We start from the raw sequence: 19528 nt of genomic DNA, 5'->3' as shown, positions 1-19528 counted from the left end.
GGCTGGTTCTTATAAACTCAACAGTCTAGAGGAAAATTATTCCCACTCGATAGTCGCTGGTGGCTTACCTGAAATGTCGTAAACAACACGAGAAATGCCATCAACTTCGTTGATAATACGGTTAGATACCTTACCTAGGAAGTCGTATGGTAGGTGTGCCCAATGAGCAGTCATGAAGTCGATAGTTTCTACCGCACGTAGAGACACAACCCAATCGTACTTACGGCCATCGCCCATTACACCAACAGAACGTACTGGTAGGAATACCGTGAACGCTTGAGATACTTTGTTGTATAGATCAGCTGCGTGCAGTTCTTCAATAAAGATAGCATCAGCACGGCGTAGCAAGTCACAGTATTCTTTCTTGATTTCACCAAGAACACGAACACCTAGACCTGGACCTGGGAATGGGTGGCGGTAAAGCATGTTATAAGGCAGGCCTAGCTCTAGACCAATCTTACGTACTTCATCTTTGAACAGCTCACGTAGTGGCTCAACAAGACCCATTTCCATGTCATCTGGAAGACCGCCTACGTTGTGGTGCGATTTGATCACGTGCGCTTTACCAGTCTTAGATGCAGCTGACTCGATTACATCAGGGTAAATCGTACCTTGAGCTAGCCATTTCGCGTTTTTCAGCTTCTTAGACTCTTCATCGAATACATCTACGAATACGTGACCGATAGTCTTACGCTTCTCTTCTGGGTCAGACTTGCCTTCAAGTGCTTTTAGGAAGCGTTCTTCAGCGTCAACTTTGATGATGTTCAAACCAAATTGGTCGCCGAACATATCCATTACTTGTTGACCTTCGTTTAGACGAAGTAAACCGTTATCAACAAATACACACGTTAGCTTGTCGCCGATTGCACGGTGAACCAGCATCGCGACTACCGATGAATCAACACCACCAGATAGACCTAGGATAACTTCGTCGTCACCCACTTGCTCTTTAATGCGAGCAACCGCGTCTTCGATGATAGATTCCGAAGTCCATAGACGCTCACAGCCACATACGCCAAGAACAAAGTTCTCAAGCATTTGTAGGCCACCTTTTGTGTGTGTCACTTCAGGGTGGAACTGAACACCGTAGTATTTCTTCTCTTCGTTCGCCATCGCAGCGTAAGGACAAGTGTCTGTCTCACCAACTTTTACGAAATCGGCTGGGATCTCTACTACTTTGTCGCCATGGCTCATCCAAACGTCTTGAGTTGCTTCAAGGTCTTTAAATAGAGCACATTCACCAGAAACTTTAACCTGAGCGTAGCCAAACTCACGTTCGTTAGAGCCCGCTACTTTGCCTCCTAGCTGTTCCGCCATGGTTTGCATGCCGTAACATACGCCAAGCAAAGGAACACCAGAATCAAACACATATTGAGGCGCGCGTGGAGAGTTCTCTTCCGTTACGCTTTCTGGACCGCCAGATAGGATAATGCCATCTGGGTTGAATTCGCGAATATCCGCTTCTTCTACATCCCAGCTCCATAGTTCACAGTAAACGCCGATTTCACGTACGCGGCGTGCTACTAATTGAGTGTACTGAGAACCGAAGTCCAAGATCAGAATACGTTGGTCATGGATATTTTTAGTCATTTTGAGCAGTCTTTTTAAGGCTAAGTGATTAAAACCGAGGCGAGTGTACTCGCCTCTTCTTAATGCTTCAAGGAAAAAGCAAACGTTTCCGTTGGGTAATTAGTTCCCTAGACGGTAGTTCGGTGCTTCCTTAGTAATTTGAACATCGTGTACATGAGACTCTTGCATACCAGCACCAGAGATACGTACAAATTCAGCTTTCGTACGCATATCTTCGATAGTTGCAGAACCAGTTAGACCCATGCTTGAACGTAGACCACCCATTTGTTGGTGTACGATCTCTTTTAGACGGCCTTTGTATGCGATACGACCTTCGATACCTTCTGGTACTAGCTTGTCCGCTGCGTTGTCAGACTGGAAGTAACGGTCAGAAGAACCTTGAGACATAGCACCAAGAGAACCCATGCCGCGGTAAGACTTGTAAGAACGGCCATTGTATAGAATCACTTCACCCGGCGCTTCTTCAGTACCAGCAAACATAGAACCAACCATCACACATGATGCGCCAGCTACGATTGCTTTACAGATATCACCTGAGAAACGGATACCACCGTCAGCAATAACCGGAATACCATAATCATTAGCCACTTCTGCCGCATCTGCGATTGCAGTGATTTGTGGAACTCCCACACCCGTTACAATACGAGTTGTACAGATAGAACCAGGGCCGATACCAACTTTCACTGCGCTTACGCCAGCTTCGATTAGTGCTTTAGCACCAGCACCTGTTGCTACGTTACCACCGATGATGTCTAGATCTGGGTAAGCAGCGCGAGTTTCGCGGATGCGGTTTAGTACACCTTCAGAATGTCCGTGTGAAGAGTCGATAAGTAGAATGTCAACGCCTGCTTCAACTAGAGCAGCAACACGCTCTTCGTTACCCGCACCAGCACCAACTGCTGCGCCAACACGTAGGCGACCACGCTCATCTTTACATGCGTTTGGTTTACGTTCTGCTTTGTGGAAGTCTTTCGCAGTAATCATACCGGTTAGTTGGAACTCATCATTCACAACCAATACTTTCTCTACACGAGCTTCGTGCATTTTCTCTTGCACTTCTTCTCGTGTTGCACCTTCTTTAACTGCTGCCAACTTCTCTTTTGGCGTCATTACTGAAGATACTTTCTTAGAAAGGTCCGTCACAAAACGAACGTCACGACCAGTGATAATACCAACAAGCTCATTGCTCTCAGTGACAACAGGGAAACCTGCAAAACCATGCTTTTCAGTGAGTGCAACAACATCAGCGATGGTCGCGTCAGGGTTTACAGTAACCGCGTCAGTTACCATACCAGCTTCGAACTTCTTAACTTTACGAACTTCGGCTGCCTGCTGCTCAATAGACATGTTCTTGTGGATAAAGCCAATGCCACCCTCTTGCGCTAGCGCAATTGCTAGACGAGCTTCAGTAACAGTGTCCATAGACGCTGAAATCATTGGGATGTTTAGGGTGATGTTCTTAGTTAGCTGAGTGCGAAGATCAGCTGTGTTTGGGAGAACGGTGGAGTGTGCTGGCACAAGTAGTACGTCATCGAATGTCAGCGCTTCTTTGGCAATTCTTAGCATTTGCAATATCTCACAATTAGAGGAGTAAAAAGACAATCCAATCTCATCGTTTCGCATAATGAGGGTAACCAGTTTTAGGTTGTTGGCTACATTTGGATTAGATATTGCGGAGGGATTATACGGTTAACGCAATCGCTTGACCACAAATTTTTTAATTTTTTTCTTGCAATTACCCCCTTGCTATGTATTATATTGCCGCTAATTTCCATACTCACGTCTAAGAGATTAGCTGTGCTCTCCAAGACCAATCAAAACATCTTTACTGTTTCTCGTCTCAACGCAGAAGTTCGCTTACTCCTTGAAAACGAAATGGGGATCGTTTGGCTCGTCGGAGAGATATCCAACTTTTCAGCTCCTGTCTCTGGTCACTGGTACCTCACTCTTAAAGACTCTCGCGCTCAAGTTAAATGTGCCATGTTTCGTGGTAACAATCGCCGCGTTACTTTCAAGCCCGCTAACGGTAATCAAGTCCTAGTAAAAGCTCGTCTTTCTCTTTATGAGCCTCGCGGTGACTACCAATTGATCATCGAAAGCATGCAACCGGAAGGTGATGGCCGTCTTCAACAAGAGTTTGAAGAGCTGAAAATGAAGCTTGCAGCAGAAGGGTTGTTCGCGCAAATCAATAAGCAATCTTTGCCTGAGCACCCTAAACGTGTTGGCGTCATCACATCGAAAACTGGTGCCGCGCTTTACGATATCTTAGACGTATTGAAACGTCGTGATCCTTCCCTACCTGTTGTGATTTATCCGACAGTGGTACAAGGTGAGGACGCAGCCATTCAAATTGCACAAGCCATTGGTCGCGCTAACAGCCGTGATGAATGTGATGTGCTAATTGTGGGCCGAGGTGGTGGTTCATTAGAAGACTTATGGTGCTTTAACAACGAGATATTAGCTCGCACGATTGCAGCAAGCCAAATTCCTATTATTAGCGCCGTTGGACATGAAGTTGACGTGACAATAGCTGATTTTGTCGCCGACGTACGCGCGCCTACTCCATCAGCAGCCGCTGAGCTAGTAAGCCGTGATAACAGCCACAAAGATCAAGCTTTAGTTACCCGCCAGCATAAGTTAGCGAGCGCGATGCGTTACTACCTAGCACAACAAAAGCAGCAATCTGCTCAATTAGTGCACCGTCTAGAGAGACAGCACCCAAGCTATCGCTTGCAACGTCAGACGCAACAGTTAGATGAGTTGGACATGCGCTTACAGCGAGCGATGAGTCGTTTTATTGCCTTGCGTCAACAGCGAATCGAGCGTCAACATTATCGGCTGCAATTAAATTCTCCTGTAACACGCCTTGCCGAGCAGAAGTCGAAGCTAGAACGTGTTGAGCAAAAGCTCATGGATGCAATGGATCGCAAGTTACTGACTATGCGCCATCAACTCGCGATTGCTGCAGAGAAGTTAGACACCGTCAGCCCACTAGCGACATTGAAACGAGGTTACTCAATTACTCAAACTGAGCAAGGAAAAGTAATTACGCAATCTTCAGATGTAAAATCGGGAGATGTATTGATTACTCGATTAGCCGAAGGCGACGTTCGCTCTACCGTTAACTGAATACAAACTCTGGTTAACTGATTTTCTGGAACTCAAATCGGACACGTGATTTTGACTTGAGTTCATTACACACATTGCAAAAGTAACTCGCAGCACCGCATGCTTGCAGCTTCTCCAGCTCCGCCTCACAATCAGGGCAAAAACCTACTTTTTTAAAATCCGATTCACACTGTGCACAATGGTATTGTCCTGTCCATTCCAGTTCGACATTGCAAGTCGGGCAAATGTTCTGCTGCATATCCCGTTCCTCTCTCTAAACTAAGCAATTTCGAGTAACGCATGCTACTCAAAATAACGAACAAGTATGTTGATCTTCATCACCGCCCCAACAAGTTTCACGAGGCGTTAACCATACTTGATACGTAGGATCTTATACTGATCGTCTGATATTTACTCCTTGATCAGCGATCACCCCTTAAAAGAATATTTATATAACCACACACCGAAAGCATAAGTTACATATTCTGCATTCCAATTTAAGACAGAATAAAAAACCTTAGAGAGATTTAATTAAACGAAAAATCAGAATTTAATAAAAAGATCTTATTCAAAAAGCAGTGTTTACATTGGTGTGCATTTCGATAGTTTGAGCGTCGAGCTCAACGAGTTTAACTTGGATAAAAGCAAACTCATTTAAATGGCTCGCATGCGTTCCACCACAAGGGATTACCGCTAATTGACCTTCCCCTAAATCGCACTTCCAATAGCGAGAATCCGTTAATCTATCGCCGTGGCATTCCATGGTGATCATCGCATCTCTTTGAAGCCATTCAACCAGTTGGCCATTCACTTTTTCTGCAATCGCCTGGAGGTCATTCAGCATATCTGCACTGTTTAATCCTCTTTTACGGAGTGTTTTGCCTAAACGGTACGTATCGAGGCACTTGTCTGGAGTGACATAACTCGTGACTTGCGCATAGCTATTAAAGTCATAATAACCATGTGGGTCTTTGCGGTCTGCGTCTTTTCGCCAATAGTCTTCCGCTAGTACTTTATTCAACGCCAAATACGCTAAGTGTCCTGCTGTGTGGCCTCGACTCAAAGCATTTTGATAGTCTTTATCTACCGCTAATGTTACCAAGTCATTAATTGCAAATGATTCCGTACGTGATAAAACATGCACGACGACAAACACCCAACCTTCAGCATCACGCTTTACAGGGATGTCACTACCCACATACAAAGCACCACTCTCCTGCTCCACTGCTCCAACTTGGCAATCTACTACGTCATGCTCAGCCCCATTCACCTTCAACGTTCCTTTGTCTGCAGGGTGATCCGGCCATATGTGACTAACGGGATGGAACGGCGTGACATCTGTAATAACGTAAGTCACTTCTTCCGTAGATTGAACGAGCTGTATTTGTGCTTCTAATTGCCATGTTTGATGACAAAAACGAGTCTTTGTTGCTGTGATAGTCATTTTTACGATTACTTTTGATAAAAAAATACCCAAGTAGAAACTTGGGTATTCGAATTTCATTATTTATTGCGGTTTTTCACCATCGACATCATACGCTTACGTTTACGCTCTTGTGATAGCGTAAGCTTATTCGTACGGTTCTCGTATGGGTTATCACTGTTGTGGAAGTTAATGCGAATCGGTGTTCCCATAATTTCCAGAGACTTACGGAAGTAGTTCATCAGATAACGTTTATACGAATCTGGTAATTCACGAACCATGTTACCGTGGATAACAACGATCGGTGGGTTGTAACCACCTGCGTGTGCGTATTTGAGTTTGATACGACGACCACGAACCATTGGCGGCTGGTGATCATCCACTGCCATCTTCATGATACGCGTCAGTACTGACGTACCCACACGCGTTGTCGCCGAGTTATATGCTTCTTGAATAGATTCAAATAAGTGACCAACGCCAGTACCGTGCAACGCAGAGATAAAGTGGATACGCGCGAAATCGACGAATCCTAGACGGCGGTCCAGTTCTTTCTTCACGCTTTCTTTCACGTCACTGTCTAGACCATCCCACTTGTTAACGGCGATGACAATTGAGCGGCCAGCATTCAGTGCAAAACCAAGCAAGCTTAGGTCTTGGTCTGAAATATTTTCACGTGCATCAATCACCAGTAGAACGACGTTTGCATCTTCTACCGCTTTCAGCGTCTTAACAACAGAGAACTTTTCAACCGTTTCATTGATACGACCACGACGACGAACACCTGCGGTGTCAATTAGTACGTATTCGCGTCCATCACGTTCCATCGGGATGTAGATAGAATCGCGCGTTGTACCTGGCATATCGTATACAACTACACGTTCTTCACCCAGAATACGGTTAGTCAGTGTCGATTTACCTACATTCGGACGACCGATGATCGCCAACTTAATCGGCTGCTCTTGAAGGCGCTTGAATTCAGCTTCTGCGTCTTCTTCAGTGTAATCTTCAACAAGAGGCTCTTCGTCTTCGAATCCAGTCAGGTCTTCAATCTCACCTTCTTCAGATTCACTTGTTAATAGATCATCAAAGAATGGAGATAAAGCACGCTCAAGCAAAGCGGTCACACCACGGCCATGAGCAGCCGCAATCTGGTACATATCATCCACTCCGAGCTGCCAAAAATCAGCACACGCCGCATCGGCATCAATACCATCGATTTTGTTTACTACCAGCATCGCTGGCTTTTCAATTTTACGCAGATGCGCAGCAATTGCTTCATCTGAAGGTGTCAGACCAGCACGACCGTCAACAAGGAACAACACAACATCAGCCTCATCAATCGCGGCTAATGACTGTTCTGCCATCTTTGTTTCCACGCCTTCTTCTGTGCCATCGATACCACCGGTATCAATCACAATGAATTCGTGCTCTTCACCAAGTCTCGCCTGGCCATATTTACGGTCTCGCGTTAGGCCTGGAAAGTCCGCAACCAACGCGTCACGAGTGCGAGTCAATCGGTTAAATAGTGTAGATTTACCTACGTTCGGACGCCCTACTAGAGCTACAACAGGTACCATAACAACCTCTACAATAATCTTTCTTCTGTAGTTATAGGTAACGACTTGCTCGATGCCAAATCAAACCAGATTTTTACCTATAACCACGTCAGGGTTAATAAATTCAAACAACAAAACGGCTCCTAGCTGTCACCAGCCAGGAGCCGAATGTGAATTATATCACGATATTATTCGTTAATGGTTAGTTTCTTTACATCGCCGTTGCGAGTTGTAATCACATAACCATCCGACAATAACGTCGGGCCAACTGCCAAGCCACTATCATCGACAAACTGCTGCGCAACAAATTCGCCCGTTGAACGATCCATCCAGTGAAGGTAACCAAGCGTGTCACCGACAACGAGATAATTGCCAACAATAACTGGCGCTGTAAGTTGTCGGTGCTCAAGCAAGCTGTTTTCCCACAACTCAGTTCCGCTTCGTGAATCAACGGCAACAACATGATCTTTTTCCGTTATCACAAAGATGCGACTACCATCTGTAGAAATGTCTGTCGCAGATGAGTAATTACGCTTCCAAATCGGGTTCGCTGAACGCAAGTCAATAGCGATAAGTTGGCCATTGTATCCAATGGTGAAAAGAGTACCGCCTAGCACAATTGGCGATGAATCAACGTCAACCAAACGATCAATTTCTGTCGCGCCTTTTGGCGTACCAACAGGCTGTTGCCAAATCAACTGACCACGCTCAACGATAGCAGCTGCGAGTCGGCCATTTGCCGTTCCCCAAAATACACCGCCACCAATTGCAGTCGGAGTACTGTCGCCACGTAAAGTTAAGTTCGGCACTTCTGTACTCAATGCCCAGCGTTGCTCACCTGTACTCTCATTAAGGGCAATCAACATGCCTCGGCTAGTATTGATGATAATAAGGCCTGAATCTGCAACTGGCTTCGCCAGTACCTCACCACCAACTTTTACACGCCAAACAATTTCACCTGTTTCTTGGTCAAGAGAGATGACTTCACCATTCTCAGAGCCAATGTAAAGGTTTCCGTATGCCGCTGTGATACCACCAGAGAGACGAGCAATGACATCTTCTTCTAGGTCCGTTTGCCAACGTTGTTTACCATTCTCAGGATCCAGCGCTTTTACTAAGCCATCACGACTTGCCACGAACAATGTATCATTCGCAAATACAGGGGATAGCTTTGAAAAGTAATGACCGACACCATCGCCAACCGATGTGCTCCACTCACTACTGGTTGTAAACTGACTGTCTACCTGAGGTAGTGGCGCCATTACAATGGTGTCTTTCTCACCTGCACAACCGGCAAGTACTCCCATTGTTAACGCCCCTAGCAAGGCTTTCTTAAAGACTCTTTTCATCCAATGCGGTCCTTATTTCGCCAGATCGTCCAATTTCATTTGTAGTGTCGGGCTTGCATCTGCCGCTTGCTGAGCTTCAGTATACGCAGCGTACGCAGCATCTTTGTCACCTTGGCGAATCGCAATATCGCCACGAAGTTCAGCAATACGACCTGTCCATGCTGTATCAGTGACGTTACTTAGCTCTGCCGTTGCAGCGTCGAAGTTACCCATTTCCGTCTCAATACGCGCAATGCGGTAACTAATCAATGGTAACAACGCAGCATCTTGAGTGTTGCTTTGCGCCCACTTCAGTTGCTCCAATGCAGCAGAAAGGTCTTGAGCTTCAACTTGTGCTTTAGCAAGTTGTAGCGCAGCCAATACTGAATATTCTTTTACTTCATTTGACTCAATGAAAGCTTTCACGTCAGATTGAGCATCAGTGCCTTTGTCTTGCAAAGCATTCATTGCTGTCGTGTAGCTTTGAGAAGCTGCTTCACTCGCCTGAATCACAGAATCCTGGTAGTAACGCCAGCCGAATAGACCACCTAAACCAACAACCGCACCGATGATGACGGCTTTGCCGTTTTCCTTCCACCAGTCTTTAATGGCTTCAACTTGTTGTTCTTCAGTATCGTAAAGTTCCACTTCCTGTCCTCTTAAAACATGTAAATGGCAGCTTAGCTGCCATTGTTCCTATTTCGTTTAAAGGCTCCACATTTGGGAGCCTTAGCTTACGAACTAGGATGTAATTTTGTTAGATTACTAAAAGACTTAAATCAGTGCTGCGATCTTTTCTGCAACTTCTGCTTGGTTGTAAGTCTCTTGCTCACCACCAGCTAAGTCTTTCAGTACTACGGTATTATCCGCAACTTCGTTTTCACCCAGAACTAATGCTACAACAGCACCAACTTTGTCTGCGCGTTTAAACTGTTTCTTGAAGTTACCGCCACCGAAGTGATTCATCACACGAACGCCTGGAACAGACTCGCGAAGCTGTTCTGCTAGCTTCATTCCTGCCATCATGGTGCCTTCACCCGCTGTGACTACGTACACGTCAACACTGCGACGAACGTCTGTCAGTTCCAACGTTTCTAGCATCAGTACTAGACGCTCTAGGCCCATTGCAAAGCCAACCGCTGGTGTTGGTTTACCACCTAATTGCTCTACAAGGCCATCGTAACGACCACCACCACATACAGTGCCTTGAGCACCTAGGCTCTCGGTGATCCACTCAAATACCGTGCGATTGTAGTAATCCAGACCACGAACTAGACGTTCGTTAACTGTGTATTTGATACCTGCGGCGTCTAAAAGTTCACATAGACCTGCGAAGTGTGCTTTAGATTCTTCACCCAAGTAATCTGAAAGGCGAGGCGCATCACCTAAAATAGCTTGAACGTCTGGGTTCTTCGTATCCAGAACACGCAGTGGGTTCGTGTGCATGCGACGCTTACAATCTTCATCTAGCACATCAATATGTTGCTCAAGGAATGCAACCAGTGCAGTACGGTAGTCTGCGCGGTCTTCTTGAGAACCGATAGAGTTCAGCTCAAGACGAACATGTTCATTGATACCTAGCTCACGCCATAGACGCGCCGTCATCATGATAAGCTCTGCATCAACATCTGGACCATTTAGACCAAACACCTCAACACCACACTGGTGGAATTGACGGTAACGACCTTTCTGCGGACGTTCATGGCGGAACATAGGCCCCATGTACCACAGACGCTGTTCATCACGGTTGATCAGGCTGTTTTGGATACATGAACGTACACAACCCGCCGTACCTTCTGGGCGAAGTGTTAGGCTGTCGCCGTTACGGTCATCAAAAGTGTACATTTCTTTTGAAACGACGTCTGTTTCTTCACCAACAGCGCGGCTGAATAGGTTTGTTTCTTCAACGATTGGCATGCGCACTTCGTTATAACCGTATGCGCTAATTACATTTTTCACTGTGTTTTCTAATTTTTGCCACAGTGGCGACTGAGTTGGGAGGCAATCGTTCATGCCTCGAATTGCTTGAATTGTTTTTGCCACAATACTTACCGTAATTCTCGTTGAGATTAATCTTGTACTTTAACTTCGATGCGGTTTTCGCCATTCATCATAGCTGCTTTCGCACGGATCTTAGCTTCTAGCTTATTCACAAGGTCATCGTTATCAAAGCGCTCTTTCTGGCGTTTACCATCTTCGTAGAATGCGCTCTTCTTGTTACTACCTGCTAGACCTAAGTGAGAAACTTCTGCTTCACCAGGGCCGTTTACCACACAACCGATGATAGACACATCCATTGGAGTGATGATGTCTTCTAAACGTTGCTCCAGTGCATTCACCGTACCAATCACATCGAATTCTTGGCGTGAGCAGCTTGGGCACGCAATAAAGTTGATGCCTCGAGAGCGAATGCGCAGAGATTTAAGGATGTCGAAACCAACTTTGATTTCTTCAACTGGATCGGCAGCCAAAGAGATACGCAGCGTATCGCCTATCCCTTCAGATAACAGCATACCTAAGCCAACAGATGACTTAACAGCGCCAGCTCGAGCACCACCCGCCTCTGTGATACCTAAATGAAGAGGCTGATCGATTTTCTTCGCCAGCAGACGATATGAATCCACCGCAAGAAAAACGTCTGAAGCTTTCACGCTAACTTTAAATTGGTCAAAGTTAAGACGATCGAGATGATCTACGTGACGCATCGCCGACTCAACCAAGGCTTCTGGCGTAGGCTCACCGTATTTCATCTGTAGATCTTTTTCCAAAGATCCACCATTGACACCAATACGGATCGGGATGTTTTTATCGCGAGCGCAATCAACAACAGCGCGAATGCGCTCTTCATTGCCGATGTTACCTGGGTTGATACGTAAACAGTCAACTCCGTACTCCGCAACTTTCAGCGCGATACGATAGTCGAAATGAATATCAGCCACTAATGGTACAGAAACTTGCTGTTTAATCAGTTTGAAAGCTTCTGCTGCGTCCATCGTAGGTACAGAAACTCGAACGATATCTGCGCCGACTTTTTCTAGTGCTCGGATTTGAGCGACTGTCGCTTCTACGTCAGTCGTGCGAGTGTTAGTCATTGACTGTACTGCAATTGGCGCACCATCACCAATTGGCACATCACCCACATAAATACGCGTCGATTTACGACGAATAATTGGAGATTCGTGTTGCATAATTTTTTATAACGGTAGAGTGAATCTAGCTACTTTGCCTGAAGTATACCCAGAAAGGTCGACAGGTTCACTTGCAAATGTCATTGTAACCCCTTCCGGTGCGCCTAATATCACTTTAAATGGCGCTTTTCCGGTAAGTTCTACATCTTGTCCTGGCTTATGAGTACCACTTACCAGCGTTTTACCATTGGTGTCTTTTACTTGAATCCAACAGTCCGCTTTAAACTTCATAGTAAGAAGTGTCATGCCTTCAGGTACTACTGGCGCAGGCTGTTCCTCTTCCGCCGCTTCAATCACGGCAACAGGTTCTTCAGAATCTACGCTTGTTGTATTTTCAGTTTCAGTCAGCAAAGGATCCGCCCCTTGCTCAACGGGTGCTTCAGTCAATTCAGCAACACCTTCATTAGTTGAAGCAACTTCTTCAGGAGTGCTTGCGATTAACTCTTCAGCCGTCATCAAATCGATATCAGCTAATTCTTGAGCAGTGGGCTGCGGCGCTTCAACACTTGAATCCGTTACTTCCTTAGTTAGGCTATTCTCTTGTTGGTTTTGCCACCACCATGCAGCTGAAATGCCAATAATGACTAGCCCGATAACCCAAGTAAGGAGCATAATACGGCTATTGTGCTTCTCGTCTTTTGTTTTACGAGAGAAGCTTTGCATTTCAATTTCTTGCTCTTGAGGCTGAGCATCGGCAGTCTGCTCTAACGCCGTCAAAACCACCTTCTCATCAAGACCTACGAATTTAGCGTAAGAGCGTAAGTAACCACGCGTAAATGTCGCGACTTGTTGAGATTCAAATCGGTTATTTTCAATATCTTCAATCACAGAAATGCGAAGCCTCAGGCGATCGGCAACTTGCTTTTGGCTCATTCCCAAGGATTCACGTTTGTTTTTCAGTAATGTGCCAGCTTCAATAGAGAGTGGCACTTCATTCGTATTTTCGTGTTCTGTCATAATGGCGGTATTTAATCTGTTTTAGTGGCTAACGTGGTCATGTATTTTCGTTATTGTTCTTAAGCCTCTTTAAAAGATAGCTAGCCTAAACGCGTTAACCAAAAATAATAATTTTAAGAAACTCTCAGCGATCTGAGTGCGAATACCCGTTTTGCAAAAATCAGCAAAACGTATGTGAGAAAGTGCTGAGAATTATCGGTGTCATCGTTAGTGTTACATATCATGATAAGCGAATGCGCAACGAAGACAAAAACTCTTTACACTCAAACTAACAGATAGCTCAAGCTTTTGTCCAAACTTTGACAAAGGAATTCGAAATTATACCCAAATAACCTTAGGTTGAAGAGTGATAGTCCCAAATCTTGGCGAAAATGTCCTAAACAATAAACAAAATAGCCAGAGCGAATGGCTCTGGCTATTTTTGAATTCCGGTCGTTTATACAGCTTTCACTTCAATGGTATCGGCACCGCGTGACGCTTTCAGCATTGCCGTACGTTTAGTTCGGTCAATTACATCACCGACCAACTGACCACATGCGGCATCAATGTCATCACCACGTGTTTTACGAACCGTAACTGTGTGCTCGTATTGCATCAATGTTTTTTGGAAGCGATCAATACGTGAGTTACTTGGTTTCTTGTAAGGTGAACCTGGGTACGGGTTAAACGGAATCAAGTTAATCTTACATGGTGTGTCTTTCATCAATTCAGCCAGCTCGCGTGCATGGTCCATGTCATCGTTCACATGATCAAGCAACACGTACTCGACTGTTACCTTGCCACGGTTTGCATTCGATGAAGCAATGTAACGACGAACGGATGCTAGGAAATCTTGAATATCCCAACGATCGTTAATCGGCATGATTTCACTACGCAGCTTATCATTTGGCGCATGAAGAGAGATCGCCAACGCAACGTCGATTTTGCCCGTCATCTGATCAAGACCAGAAACCACACCTGATGTTGATACGGTTACGCGACGCTTCGACAAACCAAAGCCAAGATCATCCAACATTAACTCCAGTGCTGGAATCAAGTTCTTCATATTAAGAAGCGGCTCACCCATGCCCATCATCACCACGTTCGTAATTGGGCGACGGCCTGTTTCTTTCTCAAGACCAATTTCACGTGCAGCACGCCACACCTGGCCGATGATCTCTGAAACTTTCAAGTTACGGTTAAAACCCTGCTGTGCTGTTGAGCAGAACTTACATTCCAATGCACAACCTACTTGAGAAGATACACAAAGCGTTGCGCGATCATCTTCTGGAATGTAAACCGTTTCTACATCCTGATCACCAACCTTCATTGCCCACTTGATCGTGCCGTCTGAAGAATGCTGAGCTTCTGCTACAGTTGGTGCTTTAATTTCACACTTGTGTAAAAGCTTTTCGCGCAGCTTCTTGTTGATGTTTGTCATTTTTTCGAAGTCATCTACACCGAAATGGTAGATCCACTTCATAACCTGATCGGCACGAAACGCTTTCTCGCCAAGTTCTTCCGCGAAAAACTGACGCATGCCTTTGCGATCAAAGTCGAGTAGATTGATTTTTTCAGTGGTCATGTTGCCTCTCAATGACTGAAACAAGAATAAGGGCGCGAATTGTACAGCCTTTATTCAGCTACAACAAGGGGTGTAAGACCCTGAGTTTGCTAAGGCATTAAAATAAAAACGATTAAATTTTAATCAGACTTTACGGTGAGAATAATGATTAGACAACCGACAGCAAAAGCGTAGAAGTGGTGCAGAGAAAGCAGTGAGAAGAAACACACGTAACTAAGCTTTCCCCCTGTAAGGTGCTCAGATTAGCCAACGTCTTCGCGAGTACTTACGAATGAACTCGCCGATGAAATGGAGAACACGGAATAAAAAACCTCGGACAAATCCGAGGTTGTTACGAACTAGATCATCACGCAAAAGTGATGCATGAACGAGTTAGCGAGAGAAAACTTCTGATTCAGGGAAGAAAAACTCAATTTCACGAGCGGCAGACTCAGGGCTATCGGAACCATGAACTGAATTGTGACGCATGCTGAGTGCGTAATCAGCACGCAAAGTGCCGCATGCCGCTTCCTCTGGGTTGGTTTTACCCATTAGCTCGCGGTAACGTGCAATCGCATTTTCACCTTCCAATACCTGAACCATAATAGGACCAGATGTCATGAACTCTTTTAGAGGAGGGAAAAACTCTTTACCTTCATGCTCTGCATAAAAGCCGCTTGCCTGATCTTCTGTCAGGTGAACCATTTTGGCAGCGATGATACGTAGGCCAGCCTTTTCAATACGATTGTAGATTTCACCAATTAGGTTTCGCTCTACAGCATCAGGCTTAATGATTGAAAATGTTCTTTCTAGAGCCATAAAATTTCCTTTCTGTACTTGTAATAATAGTTGTGCTTTTAAAGTGACTTACTGGGTAAGAGCAGCACTCAAACAAGAGAGTGCTGCAATCAATCTTATTTTCCAGCTTGCTCATTGAGGAAACGAGCAAGTGTACGGACACCCATACCCGTTGCTCCCGCAGCCCATTTATCAGAAGCGGCTTTACGATACGTACCCGCACAGTCGAAATGTAACCAGCCTTTTTTGTAGTCCTCAACGAAGTAAGACAAGAACGCAGCTGCAGTACTTGCACCTGGAGAATAATCACCAGAGCTGATATTCGATAAATCGGCAAAATTAGATGGCAACATTTCTCGATGGAAATCAGCAAGTGGTAGCGGCCACAAGCCTTCTTTTTCCTGGCTTGCCGCCGTAAGCGCTTGATGCGATAGCTCATCATCAAAGCTCATTAGCGCATGGTAATCGTTACCTAACGCATTCTTCGCTGCGCCTGTTAGCGTCGCGCAGTCAATGATTAACTCAGGCTTTTGCTCACTGGCGTAGATAAGACCGTCTGCAAGCACCAAGCGACCTTCCGCGTCGGTATTCATAATCTCAACGGTTTTGCCGTTTTTGTAAGTGATGATGTCGCCAAGCTTAAGGGCACGGCCAGAAACCATGTTCTCAGCACAACACAAGATCAGTTTTACGCGCTTGTTTAAACCGCGCAAGATAGCTAATCCTAGGCCACCAGTGATAGTACCCGAGCCACCCATATCTGCTTTCATAGCACTCATGAAGGTAGAAGGCTTCAAGCTGTAACCACCGGAATCAAAGGTGATGCCTTTACCCACAAGACATGCGAATACAGGTGCGTTTTCGTCACCAGTTGGGTTGTAGTCTAACTGAAGCATCGCAGAAGTACGCTCAGAACCACGGCCTACTGCGTAAATACCTTCCCAACCTTCTGCCAACAAGTCTTTGTCTTTGACGATACGTGCTGTCACCGTGCCTTTCGGCGCAACAGATTTGATGAATTCAGCAGCCATTGTCGCTAGCTGACGAGGAGCAACTTCTTCTGCCGTTTTGTTGATAATATCGCGGGTAAAATCAGTCGAAGTAATACGAGCTTGAAGCTCTGCTTGATCTTCATCAGACAATGCTGCCCACTCAACTGAGCCATGTTTTTTAGGGTTACGGAACCCTTGGTGGAAAGCCCATACGCTCTCTAGATCCCAGTTATCACCAGAAAGAAAAATAGGACGAATTCCTTGGCCATCTAGCTGACGAGCTGCACGTTGAATTGCGCCGAGATCATGACCTTCACCTAAGTGAATAGTTGCGCCGTTTTCAGCGAATGAAAGCAGTGCTTTTTCACCCCAATGTGGTGCTGCCGACTCTTGACTTAAAAATACAGACATCTGTGTAGACATGGTTTCTCCTTGTCTTATAGCAGCGTTGCCTACGCTGCTTCTTTTTAATAACTCACGGATGTTAGCATTATGTAGGGCAAAAATGTCAATTGGATAAAAAAACGGACCTAAAGGTCCGCTTTTTTTAGTAAGAATTGTTAACTAGGCTGTGTTTTACAGACTTAGTCCGCTTCGTCCATCCAGCACATGATAACGGCTTCTAGAATCTTTTCATTAGAACGGTTTGGCTCATCGTCAAACTCATCTAACTCCATGATCCATTGATGAAGATCGGTAAAACGCACTGTTTTTGGATCGACATCTGGAAACTTGTCACAAAGTTCAATCGCGATATCGCGAGAATCTGTCCATTTCATTGCTCATCTTCCTTTTGCTTCTTCCCTATATTGGGGAGATAGTTTTAGTGATCTTCTGAAGCGTGGTTGAGTGTGTATTTAGGAATTTCTACTACCAAGTCTTCATCAGCAATTCTCGCCTGACACCCTAGGCGTGACTCAGGCTCTAGACCCCACGCTTTATCTAGCATGTCGTCTTCTAGTTCTTCACTTTCTTCGAGTGAATCAAAACCTTCACGGATGATTACGTGGCAGGTAGTACACGCACATGACTTCTCACACGCATGTTCAATACCGATACCGTTTTTTAGCGCTACGTCTAGAACGGTGTCACCAGAGTTTGCTTCCAACACTGCACCTTCTGGGCACAAATCGTCGTGTGGTAATACAATAATCTTAGGCATAACTACTTATCTCTTATATATCGTCTACTGATTGACCTGACAACGCAGCTCGAATCGATTTATCCATACGGCGTGATGCGAAATCTTGGCTCGCTTTATCGGTATCTTTAATGCCTTGCTCTATCGCATCTGCATCATCACCATTACGCAGCTCAATCAAGGCTTCGATGGCTTTAATCAAGTTTTGTTTCTCTTGTTCTGATAGTAAGTCATCACCATCAGCTTGCATCGCTGCAATCAAACCTTCTATCACTCGGTCGGCTTCAACACGCTGCTCAGCTAAGGCACGAGCTTGCATATCTTCTTTTGCGTGCGTCATTGAATCACGCAACATATCCGCCACTTCATTGTCACTTAAGCCGTAAGAAGGTTTTACTTGAATCTCTGATTGAACACCAGTGCTCTTCTCCATTGCCGTAACAGAAAGAAGGCCATCTGCGTCAACTTGGTAAGTCACGCGAATATGTGCCGCACCCGCTGCCATCGGAGGAATACCTTTTAACGAGAAGCGAGCAAGTGAACGACAGTCATCAACCATTTCACGTTCACCTTGTACCACATGAACACTCATCGCCGTTTGGCCATCTTTGAATGTGGTAAATTCTTGCGCACGCGCAACGGGAATCGTAGTGTTGCGGGGGATGATCTTCTCGACCAAACCACCCATGGTTTCAATACCGAGCGACAGTGGAATCACATCAAGAAGCAACATTTCAGAGTCAGGTTTGTTACCCGCTAGGATATCAGCTTGAATACCCGCACCGATTGCAACAACTTCATCTGGGTTAATGCTTGTCAGAGGTGTGCGACCAAAAAACTCGCCTACCATTTCACGAACCAACAATGTACGGGTTGAGCCGCCAACCATGACGACCTCGAGTACTTCATCTGCGTCGACATCCGCATCTTTTAATGCGCGACGACAAGACATCAGTGTTTTCTTCACTAGCGGACGAATCAGATCTTCGAACTGCTCGCGAGTCACGGTGCCTTTCCAACCAAAAACGTCAACGTCAACACTGTCTTGCTCAGAGAAAGCAATCTTAGCTTCAGTAGCAATGTTCAACAGTGTACGGTTCTTTTCTGCAGAAAGCGGCGCTTCTAGACCCGCTTGCTCCATTAAATAATCGGCAAATAAATGGTCGAAGTCGTCACCGCCTAATGCAGAATCGCCACCTGTTGCTAATACTTCAAATACGCCTTTCGATAAACGTAGGATAGAGATATCAAAAGTACCGCCACCTAGATCGTAAACCGCAATCACACCTTCTTGACCTGAGTCTAGGCCATAAGCAATTGCCGCAGCGGTTGGTTCGTTAAGTAGACGGAGAACATGAAGACCAGCTAATTTCGCCGCATCTTTTGTACCTGCACGTTGCGCGTCATCAAAGTAAGCAGGAACGGTAATAACGACACCTGCTAACTCACCACCTAACGTATCTTCAGCTCGCTTACCCAATACTTTTAGGATGTCCGCAGATACTTCAATCGGGTTTTTGTCACCTTGAGGTGTTTGCAAAATTGGCAGGCCGTTTTCACTCTCTTTAAAACGATAAGGAAGTGAAGAGTAACGGGACTGAATGTCCTTTAATGAACGACCGATCAAACGTTTTACAGAGATAATCGTGTTCTCTGGTTCAAACTCTGCTTTGGCTTTGGCTTCGTGGCCGACCGTTAACGTTTCCTCAGCGTAATTAACGACTGAAGGTAAAATAGTACGGCCCTGCTCGTCCGCAAGTGGAGTTGCATCGCCGCTACGTACAGAAGCAACCAAAGAGTTGGTAGTACCTAAGTCGATACCCGCTGCTAACTTATGCTCATGAGGTGCCGAGCTTTGGCCCGGTTCTGCGATTTGAAGTAGTGCCATGATAGGTCCTTGTCAC

At 45.5% G+C, this 19528-nt stretch carries 17 protein-coding genes; 1 reads left to right on the top strand and 16 read right to left on the bottom strand.

The window, feature by feature from the left end:
* Nucleotides 1-36: 36 nt before the first annotated feature.
* The gene (gene guaA / locus R7P69_RS14980) at nucleotides 37-1590 is read right to left on the bottom strand and encodes a glutamine-hydrolyzing GMP synthase (RefSeq protein WP_005381685.1); all 1554 of its coding nucleotides are present in this window, start codon (nucleotides 1588-1590) and stop codon (nucleotides 37-39) included.
* A 99-nt stretch (nucleotides 1591-1689) separates the two neighbouring features.
* Nucleotides 1690-3156 carry an IMP dehydrogenase gene (gene guaB / locus R7P69_RS14975; protein WP_017633908.1) on the bottom strand — a complete coding sequence of 489 codons (1467 nt, stop codon included), beginning with the start codon at nucleotides 3154-3156 and terminating at the stop codon, nucleotides 1690-1692.
* 231 nt (nucleotides 3157-3387) lie between these two features.
* On the opposite strand from guaB, the gene xseA reads away from it, so the two are divergent.
* Nucleotides 3388-4719, top strand: coding sequence for an exodeoxyribonuclease VII large subunit (xseA, locus tag R7P69_RS14970; RefSeq protein ID WP_017633909.1), 1332 nt, complete (start codon nucleotides 3388-3390; stop codon nucleotides 4717-4719).
* A 13-nt stretch (nucleotides 4720-4732) separates the two neighbouring features.
* On the opposite strand, the gene R7P69_RS14965 is transcribed toward xseA, so the two are convergent.
* The 14 genes from R7P69_RS14965 to hscA all read right to left on the bottom strand — a co-directional run bounded on the left by R7P69_RS14965 (nucleotide 4733) and on the right by hscA (nucleotide 19512).
* Nucleotides 4733-4957 carry a zinc ribbon domain-containing protein gene (locus tag R7P69_RS14965; protein ID WP_012842112.1) on the bottom strand — a complete coding sequence of 75 codons (225 nt, stop codon included), beginning with the start codon at nucleotides 4955-4957 and terminating at the stop codon, nucleotides 4733-4735.
* Nucleotides 4958-5266: 309 nt separating this feature from the next.
* Nucleotides 5267-6142, bottom strand: a complete 876-nt coding sequence (locus R7P69_RS14960; RefSeq protein WP_115386389.1) for an alanyl-tRNA editing protein — start codon at nucleotides 6140-6142, stop codon at nucleotides 5267-5269.
* A 59-nt stretch (nucleotides 6143-6201) separates the two neighbouring features.
* On the bottom strand, nucleotides 6202-7698 hold the full coding sequence (gene der, locus R7P69_RS14955) for a ribosome biogenesis GTPase Der (RefSeq protein WP_017820569.1): 1497 nt from the start codon (nucleotides 7696-7698) through the stop codon (nucleotides 6202-6204).
* 167 nt (nucleotides 7699-7865) lie between these two features.
* Complete coding sequence (gene bamB / locus R7P69_RS14950; RefSeq protein ID WP_005381696.1) at nucleotides 7866-9026, bottom strand: outer membrane protein assembly factor BamB; 1161 nt, start codon at nucleotides 9024-9026, stop codon at nucleotides 7866-7868.
* Between the two features lie 12 nt (nucleotides 9027-9038).
* A complete protein-coding gene (locus R7P69_RS14945; protein ID WP_238952216.1) occupies nucleotides 9039-9653 on the bottom strand; it encodes a YfgM family protein in 615 nt (204 codons plus the stop codon).
* A 126-nt stretch (nucleotides 9654-9779) separates the two neighbouring features.
* Nucleotides 9780-11048 (bottom strand): histidine--tRNA ligase, encoded by a 1269-nt coding sequence (gene hisS, locus R7P69_RS14940; RefSeq protein WP_005381698.1) that lies wholly within the window; start codon nucleotides 11046-11048, stop codon nucleotides 9780-9782.
* Nucleotides 11049-11074: 26 nt separating this feature from the next.
* Nucleotides 11075-12193: a flavodoxin-dependent (E)-4-hydroxy-3-methylbut-2-enyl-diphosphate synthase gene (gene ispG, locus R7P69_RS14935; protein ID WP_005381699.1), complete on the bottom strand. Its 1119-nt coding sequence runs from the start codon at nucleotides 12191-12193 to the stop codon at nucleotides 11075-11077.
* Nucleotides 12194-12199: 6 nt separating this feature from the next.
* Nucleotides 12200-13150, bottom strand: a complete 951-nt coding sequence (gene rodZ / locus R7P69_RS14930) for a cytoskeleton protein RodZ (RefSeq protein WP_005383707.1) — start codon at nucleotides 13148-13150, stop codon at nucleotides 12200-12202.
* 436 nt (nucleotides 13151-13586) lie between these two features.
* Nucleotides 13587-14714, bottom strand: a complete 1128-nt coding sequence (locus R7P69_RS14925; RefSeq protein WP_017633913.1) for a bifunctional tRNA (adenosine(37)-C2)-methyltransferase TrmG/ribosomal RNA large subunit methyltransferase RlmN — start codon at nucleotides 14712-14714, stop codon at nucleotides 13587-13589.
* A 372-nt stretch (nucleotides 14715-15086) separates the two neighbouring features.
* On the bottom strand, nucleotides 15087-15512 hold the full coding sequence (ndk, locus tag R7P69_RS14920; RefSeq protein ID WP_042521171.1) for a nucleoside-diphosphate kinase: 426 nt from the start codon (nucleotides 15510-15512) through the stop codon (nucleotides 15087-15089).
* Between the two features lie 95 nt (nucleotides 15513-15607).
* The gene (gene pepB, locus R7P69_RS14915; RefSeq protein WP_238952215.1) at nucleotides 15608-16906 is read right to left on the bottom strand and encodes an aminopeptidase PepB; all 1299 of its coding nucleotides are present in this window, start codon (nucleotides 16904-16906) and stop codon (nucleotides 15608-15610) included.
* Between the two features lie 161 nt (nucleotides 16907-17067).
* Nucleotides 17068-17262: a Fe-S cluster assembly protein IscX gene (gene iscX / locus R7P69_RS14910; protein WP_005381711.1), complete on the bottom strand. Its 195-nt coding sequence runs from the start codon at nucleotides 17260-17262 to the stop codon at nucleotides 17068-17070.
* A gap of 44 nt (nucleotides 17263-17306) precedes the next feature.
* Nucleotides 17307-17645, bottom strand: coding sequence for an ISC system 2Fe-2S type ferredoxin (gene fdx, locus R7P69_RS14905; RefSeq protein WP_005381713.1), 339 nt, complete (start codon nucleotides 17643-17645; stop codon nucleotides 17307-17309).
* Nucleotides 17646-17658: 13 nt separating this feature from the next.
* Nucleotides 17659-19512 (bottom strand): Fe-S protein assembly chaperone HscA, encoded by a 1854-nt coding sequence (gene hscA / locus R7P69_RS14900; protein ID WP_017820567.1) that lies wholly within the window; start codon nucleotides 19510-19512, stop codon nucleotides 17659-17661.
* Nucleotides 19513-19528 lie beyond the last annotated feature (16 nt).

Source organism: Vibrio sp. 661 (genome assembly GCF_033339315.1).
Taxonomy (GTDB): domain Bacteria; phylum Pseudomonadota; class Gammaproteobacteria; order Enterobacterales; family Vibrionaceae; genus Vibrio; species Vibrio alginolyticus.
Note: the sequence above shows the minus strand (reverse complement) of the source record. Positions and strands in the feature narration are given on the sequence as shown.

Excerpts from the sequence above, each read along its gene's own strand:
- guaA (WP_005381685.1), bottom strand. The coding sequence starts at position 1,590 with ATGACTAAAAATATCCATGACCAACGTATTCTGATCTTGGACTTCGGT.
- guaB (WP_017633908.1), bottom strand. The coding sequence starts at position 3,156 with ATGCTAAGAATTGCCAAAGAAGCGCTGACATTCGATGACGTACTACTT.
- R7P69_RS14965 (WP_012842112.1), bottom strand. The coding sequence starts at position 4,957 with ATGCAGCAGAACATTTGCCCGACTTGCAATGTCGAACTGGAATGGACA.
- R7P69_RS14960 (WP_115386389.1), bottom strand. The coding sequence starts at position 6,142 with ATGACTATCACAGCAACAAAGACTCGTTTTTGTCATCAAACATGGCAA.
- der (WP_017820569.1), bottom strand. The coding sequence starts at position 7,698 with ATGGTACCTGTTGTAGCTCTAGTAGGGCGTCCGAACGTAGGTAAATCT.
- bamB (WP_005381696.1), bottom strand. The coding sequence starts at position 9,026 with ATGAAAAGAGTCTTTAAGAAAGCCTTGCTAGGGGCGTTAACAATGGGA.
- ispG (WP_005381699.1), bottom strand. The coding sequence starts at position 12,193 with ATGCAACACGAATCTCCAATTATTCGTCGTAAATCGACGCGTATTTAT.
- rodZ (WP_005383707.1), bottom strand. The coding sequence starts at position 13,150 with ATGACAGAACACGAAAATACGAATGAAGTGCCACTCTCTATTGAAGCT.
- R7P69_RS14925 (WP_017633913.1), bottom strand. The coding sequence starts at position 14,714 with ATGACCACTGAAAAAATCAATCTACTCGACTTTGATCGCAAAGGCATG.
- ndk (WP_042521171.1), bottom strand. The coding sequence starts at position 15,512 with ATGGCTCTAGAAAGAACATTTTCAATCATTAAGCCTGATGCTGTAGAG.
- pepB (WP_238952215.1), bottom strand. The coding sequence starts at position 16,906 with ATGTCTACACAGATGTCTGTATTTTTAAGTCAAGAGTCGGCAGCACCA.
- iscX (WP_005381711.1), bottom strand. The coding sequence starts at position 17,262 with ATGAAATGGACAGATTCTCGCGATATCGCGATTGAACTTTGTGACAAG.
- fdx (WP_005381713.1), bottom strand. The coding sequence starts at position 17,645 with ATGCCTAAGATTATTGTATTACCACACGACGATTTGTGCCCAGAAGGT.
- hscA (WP_017820567.1), bottom strand. The coding sequence starts at position 19,512 with ATGGCACTACTTCAAATCGCAGAACCGGGCCAAAGCTCGGCACCTCAT.